Origin of the sequence: Sinomonas sp., from assembly GCF_036848755.1 — a bacterium.
Taxonomy (GTDB): Bacteria; Actinomycetota; Actinomycetes; order Actinomycetales; family Micrococcaceae; genus Sinomonas.
Genome location: NZ_DAIUJO010000010.1, coordinates 31,535 through 49,328, shown reverse-complemented (window position 1 = coordinate 49,328; position 17,794 = coordinate 31,535). Strand labels below are relative to the sequence as shown.

At 66.1% G+C, this 17,794-nt stretch carries 15 protein-coding genes; 10 read left to right on the top strand and 5 right to left on the bottom strand.

Annotated features, from left to right (window positions below):
- Positions 1-165 precede the first annotated feature (165 nt).
- The gene (locus tag V7053_RS02910; protein ID WP_334170769.1) at positions 166-3,297 is read left to right on the top strand and encodes a DUF3427 domain-containing protein; all 3,132 of its coding nucleotides are present in this window, start codon (positions 166-168) and stop codon (positions 3,295-3,297) included.
- Position 3,298: 1 nt separating this feature from the next.
- Here V7053_RS02910 and V7053_RS02905 read toward each other — a convergent pair whose 3' ends face one another.
- Complete coding sequence (locus tag V7053_RS02905; RefSeq protein WP_334170768.1) at positions 3,299-3,508, bottom strand: hypothetical protein; 210 nt, start codon at positions 3,506-3,508, stop codon at positions 3,299-3,301.
- Positions 3,509-3,594: 86 nt separating this feature from the next.
- On the opposite strand from V7053_RS02905, the gene V7053_RS02900 reads away from it, so the two are divergent.
- A complete protein-coding gene (locus V7053_RS02900) occupies positions 3,595-4,437 on the top strand; it encodes an SDR family oxidoreductase (protein WP_334170767.1) in 843 nt (280 codons plus the stop codon).
- Here the strand turns inward: V7053_RS02900 and V7053_RS02895 are convergent, their stop codons facing one another.
- Complete coding sequence (locus V7053_RS02895; protein WP_334170766.1) at positions 4,438-4,728, bottom strand: hypothetical protein; 291 nt, start codon at positions 4,726-4,728, stop codon at positions 4,438-4,440.
- Between the two features lie 89 nt (positions 4,729-4,817).
- Between V7053_RS02895 and V7053_RS02890 the strand changes: the two genes are divergently transcribed.
- On the top strand, positions 4,818-5,669 hold the full coding sequence (locus V7053_RS02890; RefSeq protein ID WP_334170765.1) for a Rieske 2Fe-2S domain-containing protein: 852 nt from the start codon (positions 4,818-4,820) through the stop codon (positions 5,667-5,669).
- Between the two features lie 160 nt (positions 5,670-5,829).
- On the opposite strand, the gene ku is transcribed toward V7053_RS02890, so the two are convergent.
- On the bottom strand, positions 5,830-6,702 hold the full coding sequence (gene ku / locus V7053_RS02885) for a non-homologous end joining protein Ku (RefSeq protein ID WP_334170764.1): 873 nt from the start codon (positions 6,700-6,702) through the stop codon (positions 5,830-5,832).
- A 147-nt stretch (positions 6,703-6,849) separates the two neighbouring features.
- Between ku and V7053_RS02880 the strand changes: the two genes are divergently transcribed.
- The 5 genes from V7053_RS02880 (at position 6,850) to V7053_RS02860 (ending at position 12,842) form a co-directional block, all read left to right on the top strand.
- Positions 6,850-7,851, top strand: a complete 1,002-nt coding sequence (locus V7053_RS02880; protein ID WP_334170763.1) for a LacI family DNA-binding transcriptional regulator — start codon at positions 6,850-6,852, stop codon at positions 7,849-7,851.
- A 159-nt stretch (positions 7,852-8,010) separates the two neighbouring features.
- Positions 8,011-9,408: an ABC transporter substrate-binding protein gene (locus tag V7053_RS02875; protein ID WP_334170762.1), complete on the top strand. Its 1,398-nt coding sequence runs from the start codon at positions 8,011-8,013 to the stop codon at positions 9,406-9,408.
- A 2-nt stretch (positions 9,409-9,410) separates the two neighbouring features.
- Complete coding sequence (locus V7053_RS02870) at positions 9,411-10,367, top strand: carbohydrate ABC transporter permease (RefSeq protein ID WP_334170761.1); 957 nt, start codon at positions 9,411-9,413, stop codon at positions 10,365-10,367.
- Positions 10,364-11,254, top strand: a complete 891-nt coding sequence (locus V7053_RS02865; RefSeq protein ID WP_334170760.1) for a carbohydrate ABC transporter permease — start codon at positions 10,364-10,366, stop codon at positions 11,252-11,254. The genes V7053_RS02870 and V7053_RS02865 overlap by 4 nt, the downstream gene beginning before the upstream one ends.
- A 19-nt stretch (positions 11,255-11,273) precedes the next feature.
- Positions 11,274-12,842: a glycoside hydrolase family 32 protein gene (locus V7053_RS02860; RefSeq protein WP_334170759.1), complete on the top strand. Its 1,569-nt coding sequence runs from the start codon at positions 11,274-11,276 to the stop codon at positions 12,840-12,842.
- A gap of 81 nt (positions 12,843-12,923) precedes the next feature.
- Here V7053_RS02860 and V7053_RS02855 read toward each other — a convergent pair whose 3' ends face one another.
- Positions 12,924-13,703 carry a transmembrane-type terpene cyclase gene (locus tag V7053_RS02855; RefSeq protein ID WP_443022488.1) on the bottom strand — a complete coding sequence of 260 codons (780 nt, stop codon included), beginning with the start codon at positions 13,701-13,703 and terminating at the stop codon, positions 12,924-12,926.
- A gap of 89 nt (positions 13,704-13,792) precedes the next feature.
- On the opposite strand from V7053_RS02855, the gene V7053_RS02850 reads away from it, so the two are divergent.
- On the top strand, positions 13,793-13,993 hold the full coding sequence (locus V7053_RS02850) for a CsbD family protein (RefSeq protein WP_334170757.1): 201 nt from the start codon (positions 13,793-13,795) through the stop codon (positions 13,991-13,993).
- Positions 13,994-14,052: 59 nt separating this feature from the next.
- Here the strand turns inward: V7053_RS02850 and V7053_RS02845 are convergent, their stop codons facing one another.
- A complete protein-coding gene (locus V7053_RS02845; protein ID WP_334170756.1) occupies positions 14,053-15,114 on the bottom strand; it encodes an ATP-dependent DNA ligase in 1,062 nt (353 codons plus the stop codon).
- Between the two features lie 96 nt (positions 15,115-15,210).
- Between V7053_RS02845 and V7053_RS02840 the strand changes: the two genes are divergently transcribed.
- Complete coding sequence (locus V7053_RS02840; RefSeq protein ID WP_334170755.1) at positions 15,211-17,763, top strand: ATP-dependent DNA ligase; 2,553 nt, start codon at positions 15,211-15,213, stop codon at positions 17,761-17,763.
- Positions 17,764-17,794: the final 31 nt, after the last annotated feature.

The window sequence follows — 17,794 nt, the reverse complement described above, 5'->3', positions numbered from 1 at the left end:
TTCGTGAAGGCGGTGGCAGCCGAGTTCGATGTGGACTTCATCGTCGAGGAGTACGAGTGCTCTGCCGAGTGCGTGCCGATCGCGAAGGAATCCGCCTCGACCAATAGCCTGGTCAGGTGACTCGACGTTGGGGAATTTGCCGTGCCGCATGAACTAGAACATGTTCTGCCTGAAGGGCTTTACGAAACACTGCGCACGCAGAGTATCGAACGGCGCCTGAGCGCCCTGGCTGAAAACCAGGCCACCCAGCTCGAGACCATCCCTGAGTCCGAGACCCCGGAGGCTCTTGCGCGTCACATCGAACGAGCAGCGCGAGAAGCCCTCACCACAGCCCCGAGCGGTATGCGCATCGAACTAGCAAATCGGCTCCTGGCGAGCTTGGCCAGCACTGACGCCATTTCGGACCCGCCTCAACTGTTGCACGCGGTCTACGACACGAACCAGATCCGTCGGCGGAGCCTCCGTCGTCCCACCACGCCGCTGAGCGAGGCAGCACTCCTAACGGCAAGCCACGAGGATCCGAACTTAGCTCACGAACTTCGACGTGAACTCGAATCCGCAGATCAAGTCGATCTGCTCTGCGCCTTCATCAAGTGGCGCGGCCTGCGCCTTCTCGAAAGTGCCCTCCGAGATCTCTCCGAAAGAGGCGCTCGGCTTCGCGTCATCACCACCACTTACATGGGTGCTACGGAACGTCACGCACTCGACGAGCTCGCTAATCGGTACAACGCTGATATCCGGATCAATTACGAAACCAATGCGACTCGCCTGCATGCGAAGGCATGGCTCTTCCGCCGGGACACCGAGTTCAATACGGCCTACGTCGGCAGCTCGAATCTCAGTCAGCAAGCCTTACTCGACGGCCTCGAATGGAACGTACGCCTTTCAAGTGTGGCCACCCCGAGACTCGTCCAGAAGTTCGAAATCACGTTCGATTCCTACTGGGAAAAGGCCAACTTCGTTCCCTACGATCCTGCCAAGGACGCCGAGCGTCTCGACGAGGCCCTGCGCCGAGCAGGCGGCACGACCGCCAGCAGAGATTTCGGCCCTACTGGCCTCGAAGTTGTCCCGTTCCTCCACCAGCAGGAGATGCTCGAAGACCTAGAAGCTGCCCGCGCCAAGGACCTTCATGAGAATCTGGTTGTCGCCGCCACGGGAACAGGCAAGACGGTGGTTGCCGCGTTGGACTACAAACGTTTGGCGAAAGACGCAGGGGATTTCCCAACCCTGCTCTTCGTTGCCCATCGCCGCGAGATCCTAGAACAGTCCCGGCGCACCTACCGGCGAGTACTCGACAACGGCAGCTTCGGTGAACTATTTGTCGGCGGCGAAGTACCGAACGGCTGGACGCACGTTTTCGCCTCGGTCCAATCCCTGAGTCCAGACCGCCTCGAAAAGATCGGTCCAGACCGATTCGCTGTAGTCGTGATCGATGAGTTCCACCACGCCGACGCACCCACATATCGGAGACTCCTCGAGCACCTCCAACCCGCTGAGCTCCTCGGACTCACCGCAACGCCTGAACGCGGGGACGGAAAGAGCGTGGCGGATGAATTCTTCAACGGACGCATCGCGAGTGAACTCAGGCTGTGGGACGCGCTCGGCGAGGACCTCCTCGTCCCCTTTCACTACTTCGGAGTAGCCGACGAGACTGACTTGCGGAATCTGGAATGGCGCCGCGGGAGTTACAACTCGACCCAGCTTTCGGGCCTGTACACCGGGAACGATGCTCGAGCAGCGAAAGTTATAGCTGAATTACGCGATAAAATTCTCGATGTCTCCCGCATGCGCGCGATTGGATTTTGCGTTTCCGTTCAGCATGCCGAATACATGGCTGAGGTCTTCACTCGGGCCGGCATACCGTCTAGCGCAGTCTCGGGATCCACGCCGAAAGCCCTGCGGGATGACGCTCTTCGCCGCCTCCGCGATCGCCAAATAAACTGCCTATTTGCCGTCGACCTCTTCAATGAAGGCCTCGACGTGCCCGAAATCGACACCTTGTTGTTGCTCCGCCCTACCCAGAGCTCCACGGTGTTCCTACAGCAACTCGGCCGGGGCCTGAGGCGAGCGGAAGGAAAGGCGGTGCTCACCGTCCTCGACTTTATAGGCCAGCAGCATCGCCAGTTCCGTTTCGATCTGAAGTATCGGGCTCTACTCGGAATCGGTCGTAGACAGCTCGAGCGGGAGATCGAGGCCGAGTTTCCATCCTTGCCCTCTGGCTGCCAACTTGTGCTCGACCGGGTAGCCCAGCGCACCGTCCTCGAGGGTGTCCGGGCCCAGTTGCGACTGCCTCGTCGCTCCTTGGCGGAGAACATACGATCCTACGGCACCACGGATCTTGACACGTACCTTGATAGATCGGGCAATGAGCTGCGGGACATCTACCGTGGCACGTCTGACTCCTGGACGGGCTACCTGAGAACGGCGAGGCTCATCAGTCCTGATTCGGTATTCGAGCGAGTCGCTGCCGCCGCCCTTGTGGCGAGGGCAGACGAGGCCGAGCAAGATCTACTACGCCGCGTAGGACGCTTCCTCCATGTGGACGACCGCGAGCGAGCCAGCTCTTATCAGGCTCTACTCGCTCCGACGGCGTTGCCATACGGGGAGCTCGGCGTACGGGATCGGTCTTTTGCGCGGATGATCTTCTTCACGTTTGAATTGCAGCGAAAGTTCGGGCTCGGCGACGCTGCGTACGACGACGGGCTCGAATATGTGCGGAGCTTTCCCTGGTTGTGCCGTGAGATCTCGCAGATTGTTGAGCTCGGAGTGCGCAACACCCGACATGCGCCACGCCCTTTAGGAACCAGCGGACCCTCTGGTCTTGGACCGGCCCACGTGCCGCTCTACACGCATGCCACGTACAACCGCTACGAAGTACTGGCCGCCCTAGGCTTGGACGGCGGCCGGATCGGCAATCACCGTGAGGGCGTCGCGTGGTGCGAGGACGCGGGGGTGGACGCCTTCTTCGTGACGTTGGACAAGGACGAGACCAAGCGCTCACCGAGCACTATGTACCGCGACTACGCGATCTCGCCTGAGCTTTTCCACTGGGAGTCGCAGAGCACAACCACGCTCGCTTCCCCCGTAGGACGCCGGTATCTCCAGGGCACTTCCACGGTAATGCTCTTCACGCGTCCTGCAGCGAAGGACGACTGGGGCACCGGAGTGCCCTACACGTGCCTCGGACCACTCGATTATGTCCAGCACAGCGGAGAGCGTCCGATCGCAATCACCTGGCGGCTTCGCCGGGCGATGCCTGCTGACGTTTTCGCCATGGCGAACGCAGTCGCGGGCTAGCCTACCCCTTCTCCCCCCGCTCCATGCGCTCCCGCCGCTCGCGTTCCTCGCGGTGGCGGCGGATCTGCTCGTGGATGAGTTGCTCCTCCTCGGAGAAGCGGAGGTCGTTCGCTTCGTCGCCAGCGTCGCCGGGGCCGGTGTCCTTGGGCTCGGGGCGTGCTTCGGTGTCGTGGTCAGCGGGATCGCTGGGGGTGTCACGCTGCTCAGTCATGCGCACACTGTAGACCTGCAACCCGCGACACAACATAGGGCAGCGGACTATTCGGGGCAGCCGAGAACCCCGCGTACGATCCCCTCATGACCAGCGCTCCCGGGCTCGCCATCACCGGCATAACAGGCACAGTGGGAGGCCTTGTCGCCCGCGAACTCGCCAAGGCGAACATCGAACTCCGGCTCCTCGCGCGCACACCGGCGAAGGCACCCGAGCTGCCGGGCGCCGTCGTCCTTCGCTGCGACTACGCCGACCGCGCGCTCTCCGAGAGCTCGCTCGAAGGGGTGGAGACCCTGTTCATGGTGTCAGGCCGTGAAAACGAGCACCGTCTGGACGAGCACAAGGCCTTCATCGACTCGGCCAGGGAAGCCGGCGTGCGGCAGATCGTCTACACGTCGTTCATGGGAGCCGCGCCGGACGCCGTGTTCACCCTCGCGCGCGACCACTTCCACACAGAGGAACACATCAAGGCCTCAGGCCTCGGCTACACGTTCCTCCGCGACTGCCTCTACCTGGACTTCCTCGAACCATTCGGCGGCCCCGATGGCATCATCAGGGGACCGGCCGACGACGGCCGCGTCGCCGCGGTGGCACAGGCCGACGTCGCCCGCTCCGCCGCAGCAGTGCTTCGGGACCCGAAAGCGCACGCGCAGACTGCGTACACGCTCACGGGCCCCGAAGCACTGACCCTCGCCGAGGCCGCCGACGTCATCTCCAGCGTCCGCGGCCGTCCGTTCACCTTCCACAACGAGACCGTCGACGAAGCCTACGAATCGCGGAAGAAGTGGGACGCCCCGCCGTGGCAATACGACGCCTGGGTCTCGACCTACACCGCGATCGCGGCCGGCGAACTGGCCGAGGTGACGAACGACGTCGAACGCCTCACCGGCCGCCGGCCCGTCAGCCTCGCCGAGCTGCTCGCGGGCTGACTACTGCTCTTCGCCGTAGTGGGCGGGGTCGTCGCTCGCGTCGCCGCCCTTGATGTCGGCGTCGGGCACGTCGATCCCCGCCATGGCCTGGTCGACGTTCGACATGTCGCGCGGCACGTCGTCCTTCTGCGGCATGTTCCCGTGCGCCTGCTCCCGGATGAGCTGCTCCTCCTCGCTGAAGCGAATGTCGTTCGCCTGGTCGCCGGAGTCGCGTGGCTCGTCGTACGGGTTGCCTGGCTTGTAGTCGTTCTCGGCCATGCCCTCGTCGTTGTTCAGGTCGTTCTCGCTCATGCCGAGCCAGTACCCACGCAGGGTCTGGGTCAATCATTGCCGCCGGGGGTAACCTTCCCGTGTCTCTGGCCGCAGCACAGGAGGACGCAATGAACGTGTTGGACGACGCCGTCACCCGCCTCGAGCGCTGGGAGTTCATCGACAAGGTCGCCGACCCGCTCCGCAAGGCGACCCATTTCGCCGTCAAGCCCCGCATCGTCCGAAATCTCCTCAGCGGAATCCCGACGGGCCATCCGCTGCACGCTGTCCTCACGGACATCCCCATCGGCGCGTGGTCCATGGCGTCGCTGCTCGACCTCGTCGGCGGGGAGTCGACGCATCAGGCCGCCGACGTCCTGATCGCCGCGGGACTCGTCGCCGCAGCGCCCACCGCGGCCTCCGGGCTCAACGACTGGTCAGACACTTACGGCCCCACCAGCCGGATCGGCGTGGTGCATGCCCTGCTGAACGTCACGGCTGTCAGTTTCTACGCCAGCTCGCTCGTGGCGAGGAAGGCCGGACGACGCGCGGCCGGCCGCGGGCTCGCCCTCAGCGGGCTCGGCGTCCTCCTCGCGAGCGGCTACTTCGGCGGCCACCTCGCGTACTCGAAGGGCGTCAAAGTCAGCCACACGGCATGGCACGAGGGGCCGACCGACTGGCAGGACGCCCTCTCGGAGAGCGAACTCGAGGACGGGCGGCCGAAGCTCGCCACGCTCGGCGACATCGAGGTGATGGTGGTGCGCGACGGCAGCCAGATCCTGGCCCTCGACAACGTCTGCACCCACGCGGGCTGCCAGCTCCACGAGGGCACGATCGACAACGGCCGCGTCACGTGCCCGTGCCACGGGAGCCAGTTCCGGCTCGCCGACGGGGCCGTGCTGCGCGGGCCGGCCGCCGCCCCTGAGCCCAGCTACGAGGCACGGGTCCAGGATGGGCGGGTGCAGCTGCGGGCGCGGCCGTAGGGTTCGGCGGTCTCGACTGCGAGAGCGCAGGTTTGACGCGAAGACGCAGGTTTGACGCGAAGAAGCACGTTTGAACGCGTCCAAACGTGCGCTCTCGGACCAATCGTGCGTTCTCCCGCGGTCACGTCTGGGGCTGACGGCAGCGGACGACGACGGGAGGTCACCCCGCGCTGCGGGTGCGCTTCTTCGCGGCGGGCTTCTCCGCCGTCGTCTCCTTCTCCTCGCCCTCTTTGCCGCCCTTGGACGCCTTGCGGCGGCTCTCGACGCTGCGCCGCAGCGCCTCCATGAGGTCGAGGACCTCGGCGCCCTCGCCCTCCTCGGGGGCCTCGCCGAACGTGGCCTCCGTGTCCACGGCTTCGCCCTGCTCGAGCTTCGCCTCGACAAGCTGACGCAGCTGCTGCTGGTACTCGTCCGTGAACTCATCGGGGGTGAAGTCGGTCGAGAGGCTCTCGACGAGCGAGGACGACATCTTGAGCTCCTTGTCCGAGATCTTCACGTCCTCGGACAGGATCGGGAACTCGGCCTCGCGCACCTCGTCCTGCCAGAGCAGGGCCTGCAGGACCATGACGTCTCCCCGAACGCGCAGCGCGCCGAGGCGCGTCTTCTGCCGCAGCGCGAACTTCACGACGGCGGTCAGCTCCGTCTGCTCGAGGGTCCTGCGGAGGAGCTGGTACGGCTTGGCGCCGATCTTCTCGGGCTCGAGGTAGTAGCTCTTCTCGAAGAGCATCGGATCGATCTGCGAGTCCGGGACGAACTCGACGACTTCGATCTCGCGGCTCCGCTCGACCGGCAGGGACTCGAGGTCCTCGTCCGTGAGGACCACCGTGCGGCCGCCCTCCTCGTACGCCTTGTCGATGTCGGCGTACTCGACGGTCTCGCCGCACACCTCGCACTTGCGTTGGTACCGGATGCGCCCCTTGTCCTTGTCGTGGACCTGGTGGAGCTTCAGGTCGTGGTCCTCGGTGGCGCTGTACACCTTCACGGGCACGCTCACCAGGCCAAAGCTGATGGCGCCCTTCCAGATCGACCGCATGACCCCAGTGAACCGCAGAATGCTGGGCTTGGCGAGTGCGGCGCCGCCTTCGCCCTGCCGTTGCCCGGCCCCACTCGCAAAGGGGACCGCGGGCACCACTAACCTAGAGCCATGCCGCCGCGTGGAGTCCGATCAGCCAAGCCCACAATGAGGGACGTCGGAATCCTTGCTGGCGTTTCGCAGAGCACGGTCTCCCACGTGGTGAACCAGACCGGAAAGATCCCCGAGGAAACCGAGAAGAGGGTCCGCGAGGCCATTCGCGAACTCGGGTACCGGCCCAATGAGACAGCTCGCAACCTGCGCCTCAGCCGGAGCCACACGATCGGCATGGTGACCGACCGCATCGCCTCCTCGCCTTTCGCCGGGCGGGTGCTCCGCGGAGCCGAGGAATTCGCGTGGGAACGCGGGTATCTCCTGCTGCTCGTGGACGCGAAGGAGGATCCGTCGATCGAGTCCGCTGCCGTGGACACCCTCCTCGCCCGACAGGTCGACGGTATGCTGTATGCCGCCATGGCCTGGCGGGGCGTCGATGCCCCGGCCGGGCTCGCCAAGATCCCGTCGCTGCTCGTGAACGCGTGGCCGTCGGGCAGCCTCAAGATCCCCGCCATCGTTCCGGCCGAGACGGAGGGCGGGCGGCTCGCCGCGAGCACCGTCATCGAAGCCGGGCACCGGAGGATCGCGTACCTCGGCGGCCCCCAGGACGACCCGGCGCGCGTCGAGCGCGAGGCCGGATTCCGGAAGGCGATGGCCGAGGCCGGCCTCGCCGTCAACGAGGCCTGGGTGCTGTCCGGCGACTACCAGATCAGCAGCGGGCACGCCCTCACCCTCCGGCTCCTCAGCAGCGCCGAGCCGCCGACCGCCGTCGTCTGTGGCAACGACCGCATGGCCGTTGGCGCGATCACCGCCGCCCTGGAGAAGGGCCTGCGGGTCCCCGAGGACCTCTCCGTCGTCGGCTACGACGACCAGGAGGATCTGGCCGACCAGATCACCCCTGCCCTCACGACCGTGACAATCCCCCACTACGAGATGGGACGCACCGCCGTCGAGCATCTCTTGGAAGCACTCGATTCGGGGCTTCCCCCTAGGGGAGCGACCATCCCCGGAACCCTCGTTCGCCGAGGCTCCGTCGCCGCGCCAGCACTCCGCTGAGCCTTCTCCCCCGCGGGCCCCGCATGCGGAATCCCGCCTATACCCCGTTCTGATCGTTTCAAAACCACTGCACTCCAAAGCGGGGTTGACACGCCCCAGAGATCTGGGTCACACTCATTCGCATCGGGTCGTTCATACGTATGAATAGAGAGGTTCACTATGACTTCCTTCCTTTCCTCGCCGGTCAGCCGACGGTCGGTCTTGATCGGCGGAGCGGCTCTTCTGGGCACGGCGGGCCTCTCGGCCTGCAGCCCATCCGGCGCCTCCTCGTCCGGGTCGAAGACGCTCAACGTCGCCTACTTCGGAACCCAGCAGGCCGCTGACGCGACTGCCAAGGTCGCCGAGCCCTTCATCAAGGCCAATCCCGGCGTGACAGTGAAGTTCAACGGGATCAACGGAACCGACTGGAACGACTTCTTCACGAAGGTCCTGACCCAGATCGCCGCGGGCAACCCGCCGGACATCGTGAGCGTGGCCACCGAGGGCGTCCAGCTCTTCGCCCAGAAGAAGCTCGCCCATCCCCTCGACGACTACGTCAAGCGGGACAAGGACCAGCTCGCCCCCTACTTCAAGGACGTCCACCCGTCCCTCGTCGAGGCCATGATGTACCAGGGCAACCTCTACGAGCTGCCGACCGACTTCAACGCCGGCAACATGTACTTCAACACGAGCCTCCTGCAGAAGTCGGGCCTCCAGCTGCCCTCGTCATCGTGGACGATGGACGACTTCCACAGCCTCGCCACCGGCCTCAAGTCCAATTCCGGTGCAGTCCCCTTCGACTGGGTCGTGCGCCTCTGGGGCTCGTGGACCTCGTTCATGTACGCCAACGGCGGCAACTTGGTCACCGAGGGCAAGTACGACGGCGGCGACTGGCTGTGGAACCAGTTCTACGCCAACGACCCTGCGGCCAAGGGCCGCGGGGGCGGGTGGAAGTGGGGCGCCCCGACGGCGAACTCGGACGCCGTCGTCGAGTCCCTCGACTACATGGTCGAGCTTGCCAACAGCGGCCTCTCGGCCAAGCCCGACGTCGGCGGCGGGTCCACGCTGCAAGGCCTGTTCGCGTCCAACAAGATCGGCATGAGCATCGGCGGCGGCTTCTGGGCCGGCGGCCTGCACAACGCCGGCATGCCCAACGGCTCGTTCGACGTGCAGTTCTTCCCGAAGTGGAAGGTGCAGCGCCATCTGTTCGGCACGGGCGGGTACGGCATCTTCGAATCGTCCAAGAACAAGGACCTCGCGTGGGAGTTCCTCAAATCCCTCGTCGATCCAGCCGCGATCAGCGTCCTCACCTCCGGCAACTCGACGACGCCGGCGCGCCGCTCGATGATGACCGCAGACCGCTACTCGAGCACTGGTCCGAAGAACTGGCAGGTCTTCTACGACACCCTGGACAAGCTCCCCGACACGGCCCCGATCCCGGCACCCCCGTACTACAACGCCATGGCGAACGCCCTCAACCAGCGCACGACCCAGGCCATGTCCTCGGGCAACGCGAGGTCGGCACTCGACGGGCTCCAGCAGGACCTCGAAACCGCGGCAGCATCGGTCGGAAGCTAGTCATGACCGCTCTCACTACCCGCACCAAGTCCCTCGGGGCCGCCTCCGGCCCCGAGGGGGTCCGGGCGCGCAACCGCAAGCGCGCCGCACGCCGCGAGGGCGTCTTCGGCTGGCTCATGATCGCCCTCTCGGCCGCGTCGATCCTCGTCTTCACGGCCCTGCCGATCGTCTTCACCTTCGTGCTCTCGTTCTTCTCCTGGGACATCATCAGCCCGCCCGAGTTCGTCGGTCTGCGGAACTTCACGAGGCTCGGCGCGGACCAGTCCGTCATCCACTCCTTCGGGGTGACCGCACTGCTCGCGGCGCTCATTGTCGTGCTGCAGATCGTCGTCGGCCTCGCGATGGCCCTCCTGGTCCAACAGCGCAAGTCCGTGTGGGCCCGTTCGATCTTCCGCACGGCCTTCTTCCTGCCGCTGCTCGTCTCGGCCGCCTCGATCTCGATCGTCTTCAGCTACCTCTTCGACGATCACTTCGGCGTCATCAACTACTACCTGCAGCTCCTGCACCTGCCTGCGGTGCAGTGGCTCAGTTCGTCCGGCGGAGCGACGGCGACCATCGTCATCGTCGCCGTCTGGCAGCAGCTCGGCTTTGTGTTCATACTGTTCGTCGCGGCCCTCGGATCGCTCCCGAAGGACGTCCTCGAGGCCGTCTCCCTCGACGGCTCCGGCCCGATCCGGACGTTCTTCTCGATCAAGCTGCCGCTCATCAGCCCGACGATCTTCTTCGCCGCCGTCATCGGCCTCATCAACGCGATGCAGATCTTCGACCAGCCCTACGTCATGACCAAGGGAGGTCCCGGCGACGCGACCACAACCACGGTCATGCTCATCTACCGGACCGCATTCCAGAACATCCAGTTCGGGTACGGCTCGGCCATCTCCGTCGTCCTGTTCGTGCTCCTGCTCGTCCTCACCGGGCTGCAGTTCCTCATCTCCCGGAAGTGGGTGTTCTACTCGTGAGCACAGCCATCAAGCCCCAGCCCCTCGCGCAGCCGACCGGCCGCACGATCCGGATTCCGCACTCGGGCCGCCGCAAGGTGTACCGCGGCGTCGGGCTCCTGCTCCTGGTCGTCATCGCCGCGGTGTTCGTCCTGCCGATCCTGTGGACGGTCTCGACGTCGCTGCGCCTCCCGGCCCAGTCCTTCGACAACCCTCCGCAGTGGATTCCGCTGGACCCCGTCTGGTCGAACTACTCGGCGGTGTTCCAGCAGGTGCCGCTCGCGACGTTCTTCGTCAACAGCGTCATCGTGACTGGGGCGATCGTCATCCTCCAGCTCATCACGTCGACGATGAGCGGCTACGCGTTCGCGCTCGTGCGCTTCCGCGGGAAGGGCGCCGTGTTCGCGATGGTGCTCGCGACGATGATGGTCCCGGCCCAGACCACGATCATCCCGATCTTCATCCTGATCCGGTACCTCGGGCTCTCGGACAACCTCTGGTCGCTCGTCATCCCGGCGGTCGGCGGGGCCTTCGGGACCTTCCTCATGCGGCAGTACTTCCTGCAGATGCCGTCCGAGCTCGCCGAGGCTGCGCGGGTCGACGGCGCGTCGAACTTCCAGATCTTCTCCCGGATCTACGCGCCGATCGCGCTCCCACCGATGGCGACCCTCGCCGTCCTGAACTTCTCCGCCTATTGGAACGAGTTCTTCCGCCCGCTCATCTTCCTGCAGTCCACGGACAACTTCACCCTCCCCGTCGGCCTCGTCTCCCTCCAGGGAAACTTCGGCACCGGGAGCATCTCGATCGTCCTGGCCGGCGTCGTCATCGCCCTGATCCCGAGCATCGCCATCTTCCTGCTCGCCCAGCGCTACTTCGTCGAGGGAATCACCGCGGGCTCGTTCCGCTGACCAATTTCGAAAGAAGACCATGACCGAACCGACCCCGCCCGCTTCCTTCGGCGAGGAGGCCTACCGGCCCCTGATCCACTACACCGCCGCGGACACCTGGATCAACGACCCCAACGGCCTCGTCTACGCGAACGGCCAGTACCACCTCTTCTTCCAGAACAACCCGCAGGGAATCCACCACGCGAACATGTCGTGGGGCCACGCCGTCTCCACGGACCTCATCCACTGGAGCGACCGGCCGGTCGCGATCCTGTGCGACGACGAGGAGCAGATCTTCTCCGGCAGCGTCGTGGTCGACGAGGGCAACACGAGCGGCTTCGGTGAACCCGGGAGCTCCCCGCTCGTCGCCGTCTACACGAGCGCCTACTCGGAGGAGTCCCGTCACCTCGGCCTCCAAGCCCAATCCCTCGCGTACAGCCTGGACGGCGGGGAGACCTGGGCCAAGTTCGACGGCAACCCCGTTCTCGACCGAGGCTCCCGCGACTTCCGCGACCCCAAGGTCTTCCGCTATTCGGGGCCCGGGGGCTCGTACTGGGTGATGGTCGCGGTCGAGGCCGTCGAACGCAAGGCCGTCCTCTACCGCTCCGACGACCTGCGGAGCTGGACGCACTTGAGCGACTTCGAGGCGGCGGGCAAGGTCGGGCTCATCTGGGAGTGCCCGGACCTCTTCCCGCTCGCCGTCGACGGCGACTCGGCCCACCTCAAGTGGGTCCTCATCATCAACCTCCACCGCGAGGACGGCGAGGGCGGCTCCGCCGGGATCTACTTCCTCGGCGACTTCGACGGGGTGAGCTTCACTTCCACCGGCGTGGGCGGCCCAACGGACGACGGCGGCGCTCCCGCCCCCGAATACGGGTGGCTCGACTTCGGCCGGGACTACTACGCGACCGTCTCCTTCAACAACGTCCCGGACGGCCGGCGCATCCTCCTCGGCTGGATGAACAACTGGGACTACGCGCGCAGCCTGCCCACCTCCCCCTGGCGCGGGTCGATGGCCCTCCCCCGCGAGGCAACCCTCCGCACCCGCGCGGGCCGTCTGATCCTCGAACAGCACGCGGTGCCCGGCCTCGAGGCCGTCGGCTCCGGGCGTTCGCTTGGCCTCCTCGACGTGCCGGAGGGCGTTCACCCGCTCCCGCTCGACTGCGGGGCCGAGCCTTGCCTCATCGAAGCGACGTTCGACGCCGGCTCCGCCGCCGAGTTCGGCCTCGTCATCCTGCGGCCCGGACAGGCGCAGTCTGGGGAGGAAGGCACCCGGCTTTGCTACGACGTCGAACGCGGCGAGCTCGTGCTGGACCGGCGCCTTTCGGGGAACGCCGAGCTCCACCCCCTGTTCCCGTCCGTCGAACGGGCCCCCCTCAGCCTGATCAACAATAGGCTGCGCCTCGAGATCTATGTCGACGCGGGCTCGGTCGAGGTGTTCGCCCAGAACGGGAGCGTGACGTTCGCGGAACAGGTCTTCCCGGATCGCTCGAACCGCGGCGTCTCCGCCTATGCGGTCGGTGGGACGGCGCAGCTGATCGGCCTCACGTTGACCCGGCTCAAGCCGGCTCCCGTGGTCCGCGAGCGGGAGTCGGCGCACGCGGTGTAGGTGCCGCCGATTCCGCTTCTGCTGCCCTCGGCCGCTTCTCCGTTGGAAATATCGGACGGAAATGCGGTCGAGGGCAGCACATCACAACGAACGCGGTCGCTGCACGGTGCGGGTCGGGGGCACTGGAACCGGTCCAGAGCTCTCGTGCCGACGGGCTTTGAGGAGGAGACCGATGTAGGTCAGGTCCAGAACCGAGCACAGGAGCCCGATTCCCAGCACGAAAGGCCAGTTCGAGAGCAGACCGTACTGAACCGTCGGAGCGAGGGTGCCGAGCCATTTGGCGACCGCGATGACCAAGCTTTGGCCGCGGGCACCCCGCCGCTCCACGAACATCGCGATGAAGAGCCCGGACATGAGGAGATTCTGCAGGAAGGCCGAGTAGACGGCACCGTTCATCTGCCCGAACTGGCCGAGGAACAAGAGCTGGACCGCCACCGAGACGGCCAGCAGCCCAACGCTTCCGACGGCGAACGCGCTACCGCTCACGCGAGCCGAGAACTCGGCGAATCCGTAGCGGAAGAAGGTGAACAGGATGGCCAGGTCGGCGCAGGCCCACACGAGGTTCACGTACCCCTGAAGACTTCCGCCACCGGACAGGTCCAGGCCTGCGTAGAGCCACTCCCATGCGACGTTGAGCATGAGGGCCGCGACCGGGATCGCATAGGTCCGGTGCACAAAGCCGATGCGGATCGCTTCGGCATAGACGATCGTCCACGCGACGCCGCTGATGAGGGTCAGCACGAGGTCGATGCCGCTCATGAAGTGAGGGTAGTCCTCCTCTGGCGGCCCGGCTGATCTGGTTGAACGGCGCCGTCGTGCATCGCGCTTGAATCCGGCTGACCCGGGTAAAGGTAGGGACAGCGCAACCCAGAGCGCTGCCGCACGTCAAGGGCGTGCTGATCTGACTGAGAAGCGGGCCGAGCAAGGCGCCCGCTGGAACGGAGGACGGTATGGGATTCGACGACAAGGTCAGCAACAAGGGCCAAGAGCTCGGTGGCAAGGCCAAGGAAGCACTGGGCCGCTCGAACGACGATCCGGAACTCGAGGCTGAGGGCAAGCGCGACCAGACCTCTGCGGGCCTCAAGCAGGCCGGCGAGAAGGTGAAGGACGCGTTCGAGGACGTGAAGGATGCCTTCAAGAAGCACGACTGACAGCAAGCACGGCCCGTTGCGACGGCGGCCCTCCCCGCGGATGGGGAGGGCCGCCGTCGTCATCTGCCCAGGATCTTCTCGACGTCGAACGAGGCCGTCCTCTCGAGCTGCGAATACGTGCAGCTTTCGGGATCACGGTCAGGACGCCATCTGCGGAACTGCGCGGTGTGGCGGAAGCGGTCGCCCTCCATGTGGTCGTAGGCGACCTCGACAACCAGTTCGGGTCGCAGGGGGACGAACGACAGATCCTTTCCGGCGCTCCAGCGGCTGACCGCGCCCGGCATCCGCGTCTGCGCGTGCGCGCCCCGATTCGCCCAGTCGCCCCAGGGGTGGGCCCCGAGGTCCTTCTCGACGAGCGGCTCGAGCTCTGCGACGAGGCTGCGCCGCTTGGCCATGGGGAAGGACGCGGCGACGCCCACGTGATGAAGCCGGCGCTCGTCGTCGTACAGCCCCAGCAGGAGCGAGCCGACCACGCCACCCGTCTTGTGCCAGCGGAATCCCGCGAGGACGCAGTCCGCGGTGCGCTCGTGCTTGATCTTGTACATGGTCCGCTTGCCGGGCTCGTATGGTTTGTCGAGGCGTTTCGCGACAATTCCGTCGAGCCCGGCGCCCTCGAATTCCGAGAACCATTCCTTGGCCTGTTCGAGGTCCGCCGTCGAGGGCGTGAGGAAGACGGATTCGGTACCGCCGCCGAGTTCCTCGCTCAGCTTGTGACGCCGCTCCTCGAAGGGCAGTCGCATAATATTCCGGTCCCCGAGGGCCAAGAGGTCGAAGGCCACGAGAGCCACCGGGGTTTCGCGCGAGAGGAGCTTGACCCGGCTGTCGGCGGGATGAATTCGCTGCTGAAGCGCCTCGAAATCCAGCCGCCCCTCGCGAATCAGGACAATTTCGCCGTCCACCACGCACTTATCCGGGAGAGCACGCCGAAGTTCCTCCACGAGCTCGGGAAAATAGCGGGTCATCGGCTTGTCGTTGCGGCTTCCGAGGATGATCTCGTCGCCGTCCTTGAACACGATGGTCCGAAACCCGTCCCACTTCGGCTCGCTGTGGCCGACGTCAGGGATCTCCGGCACTGCGCGGGCGAGCATCGGTTCCACGGGTGGCATCACGGGAAGGTCCATGCGGATATCCTGCTTCGCTTCTGGGTATTCAAACAGAGCGGAGGCGTTCTTCAGGCAGACCTTCACTCCTGCCGCGCCGCGTGGAAAGGTGGCGCCATGGCAGGGAATCGCGAGATCGTCGAAGTTGAGGGCCGTGAAATCCGCCTCTCGAATCTGGACAAGGTGCTCTATCCCGAAGCGGGCGTCACGAAGGCCGACGTCCTCGAATACCTGCGGACTGTGGCCCAATATATGATTCCGGCAGTGCGGGACCGCCCCGCGACCCGCAAGCGCTGGGTGCACGGGGTCGGCACTGCGGACGAGCCCGGCCAGGTTTTCTTCCAGAAGAATCTGGACAACTCGACGCCCCGCTGGGTCAAGCGCGTCACGCTGCACCACCGGCACTCGACCAACACGTACCCGCTCATCAATGACCTGGCAACGCTCATCTGGCTCGGCCAGATGGCCGCGCTCGAGATCCACGTCCCCCAATGGCGAGTCAACGGCGACGACAACATGCTCAATCCGGACCGCCTCGTGCTCGATCTCGATCCGGGCCCCGGGGCGGGCCTTCCGGAGTGCGTCGAGGTCGCGCACCTCATCAGGCCCATCCTCGACGACCTCGGCTTGGCCACCGTTCCCGTGACAAGCGGCAGCAAGGGCATCCACCTCTACGCGAAGATCGACATGAGCCAGAAGTGGGAGGACGTCTCGGCCGTCGCCCACGAGCTCGCCCGCTCCCTCGCCGCCGACCACCCCGACCTCGTGGTGAGCGACCAGAAGAAGACGCTGCGCCAAGGGCGGGTACTGGTCGACTGGAGCCAGAACAGCGGCCAGAAGACGACGATCGCCCCCTACTCGTTGCGCGGCCGCGCCCAGCCGATGGTCGCGGCGCCCAGGACGTGGGAGGAGATCGCCTCCCCCGATCTGGCACACGTGCGCTACGACCAGATGGCGGCCCGGATCGAGAAGTACGGCGACCTGTTCGCCCCGCTGCTGCCGGACCAGGACGGCACGGGCGACGACGACGGGAGGCCCTCGCCGTCGTCGTCCGCTCGATCCCGCGGCGGCAAGGCGCCCGGCAAGGACCGCCTCACGGAATACCGCGCAAAGCGCGACGCGGCCGCAACCCCTGAACCGGTCCCCATGGAGCCGCCCACCCCGGGCGAGGGCAACACGTTCGTCATCCACGAACACCACGCCCGCCGCCTGCACTGGGACCTGCGCCTCGAGCACGAGGGCGTGCTCGCCTCGTTCGCGCTGCCCAAGGGCGTGCCGACCGATCCGGGCCGCAACCACCTCGCTGTGCACACCGAGGACCACCCGATCGAATACCTCACGTTCTCGGGGAGCATCCCCAAGGGCGAATACGGCGCCGGAGAGATGTTCGTCTGGGACACCGGGACGTACGAGCTCGAGAAGTGGCGGGACGAGAAGGAGATCATCGTCATCCTGTCCGGGCGCCCGGGCGGCGGCCTCGCGGGGATCGAGGACGGGAAGCCGGTGCGGCTCGCCCTCATCCACACGGGGAGCGGCGGAGACAAGGACAACTGGCTCATCCACCTCATGAAGGACCAGGCCAAGGGCCACTGGCGGCGCGGCGCCCACCACGACGACGCCCCTCCCGTTGCGCCGTCACCTCCGCAGGGTCCCCCCGACGCCCCTCCCGTTGCGCCGTCAGGTCCACACGGTGAAGGTGACGGCGCAACGAGGGGTGGGGCGGCGCCGTCGCCCATGCTCGCCCAGATCGGTGCGCCCGGTCTCGTGCGGGGCGATGACTGGGCACTCGAGATGAAGTGGGACGGCGTCCGCGCGATCGTGGACGCCCGGGGTCCGCTCAAGCTCATCAGCCGGCGCGGACTCGACACGACCGGCACCTACCCCGAACTCGCCGACCTGGCCGAACTGGGCCCGGCGGTCCTCGACGGCGAGATCGTGGCGATGGACTCGCGCGGGCGGCCGTCCTTCTCACGGCTCCAGCAGCGCATGGGACTCACGGATCCGACCGACGTCGCGGCAGCCCGCCAAAAGTATCCCGTGCAGATCGTGCTGTTCGACCTCCTCGAGTTCCAAGGCCGAGACCTCACCCCCCTGCCGTTCCGGGAGCGACGTGAGGCGCTCGAAGTCCTCGCGGAAGGCGGGCTCCCCCAGAACGTCCAGCTCTCCCCGATCTTCCACGACGACGTCGAGTCGGTGCTCGAGGCTTCCGCCGAGCACCGACTCGAGGGAGTCATGGCGAAGCGGCTCTCGTCGCGCTACGAGGCGGGAAGGCGCTCCGGCGCGTGGCTCAAGATCAAGCACGAGCGCACCCAGGAGGTCGTCGTGGGCGGCTGGCGCAGCGGGAAGGGCAGCCGAGAGAACACCATCGGCTCGCTGCTTCTGGGGATCCCGGACGACGACGGCGGGCTGCGTTACGCAGGCCGGGTTGGGACCGGCTTCACGGAGCAAGACCTGGCCGACATCGCCAAGAAGCTCCACCGCCTGGAGCGCAAGACAACTCCCTTCGGCGATATTCCTCGGGAGGACACGGTCGATGCCCACTGGGTGCAGCCCAAACTTGTGGGCGAGGTCCGCTACGGCGAGTGGACCGAAGCAGGACGGCTGCGCCACCCGGTGTGGCGCGGGTGGCGGCCGGACAAGGAGGCGCGCGAGGTCACGATCGAGAGCTGACACGGAGGCCGAACGACCTTGCGGCGCCCTC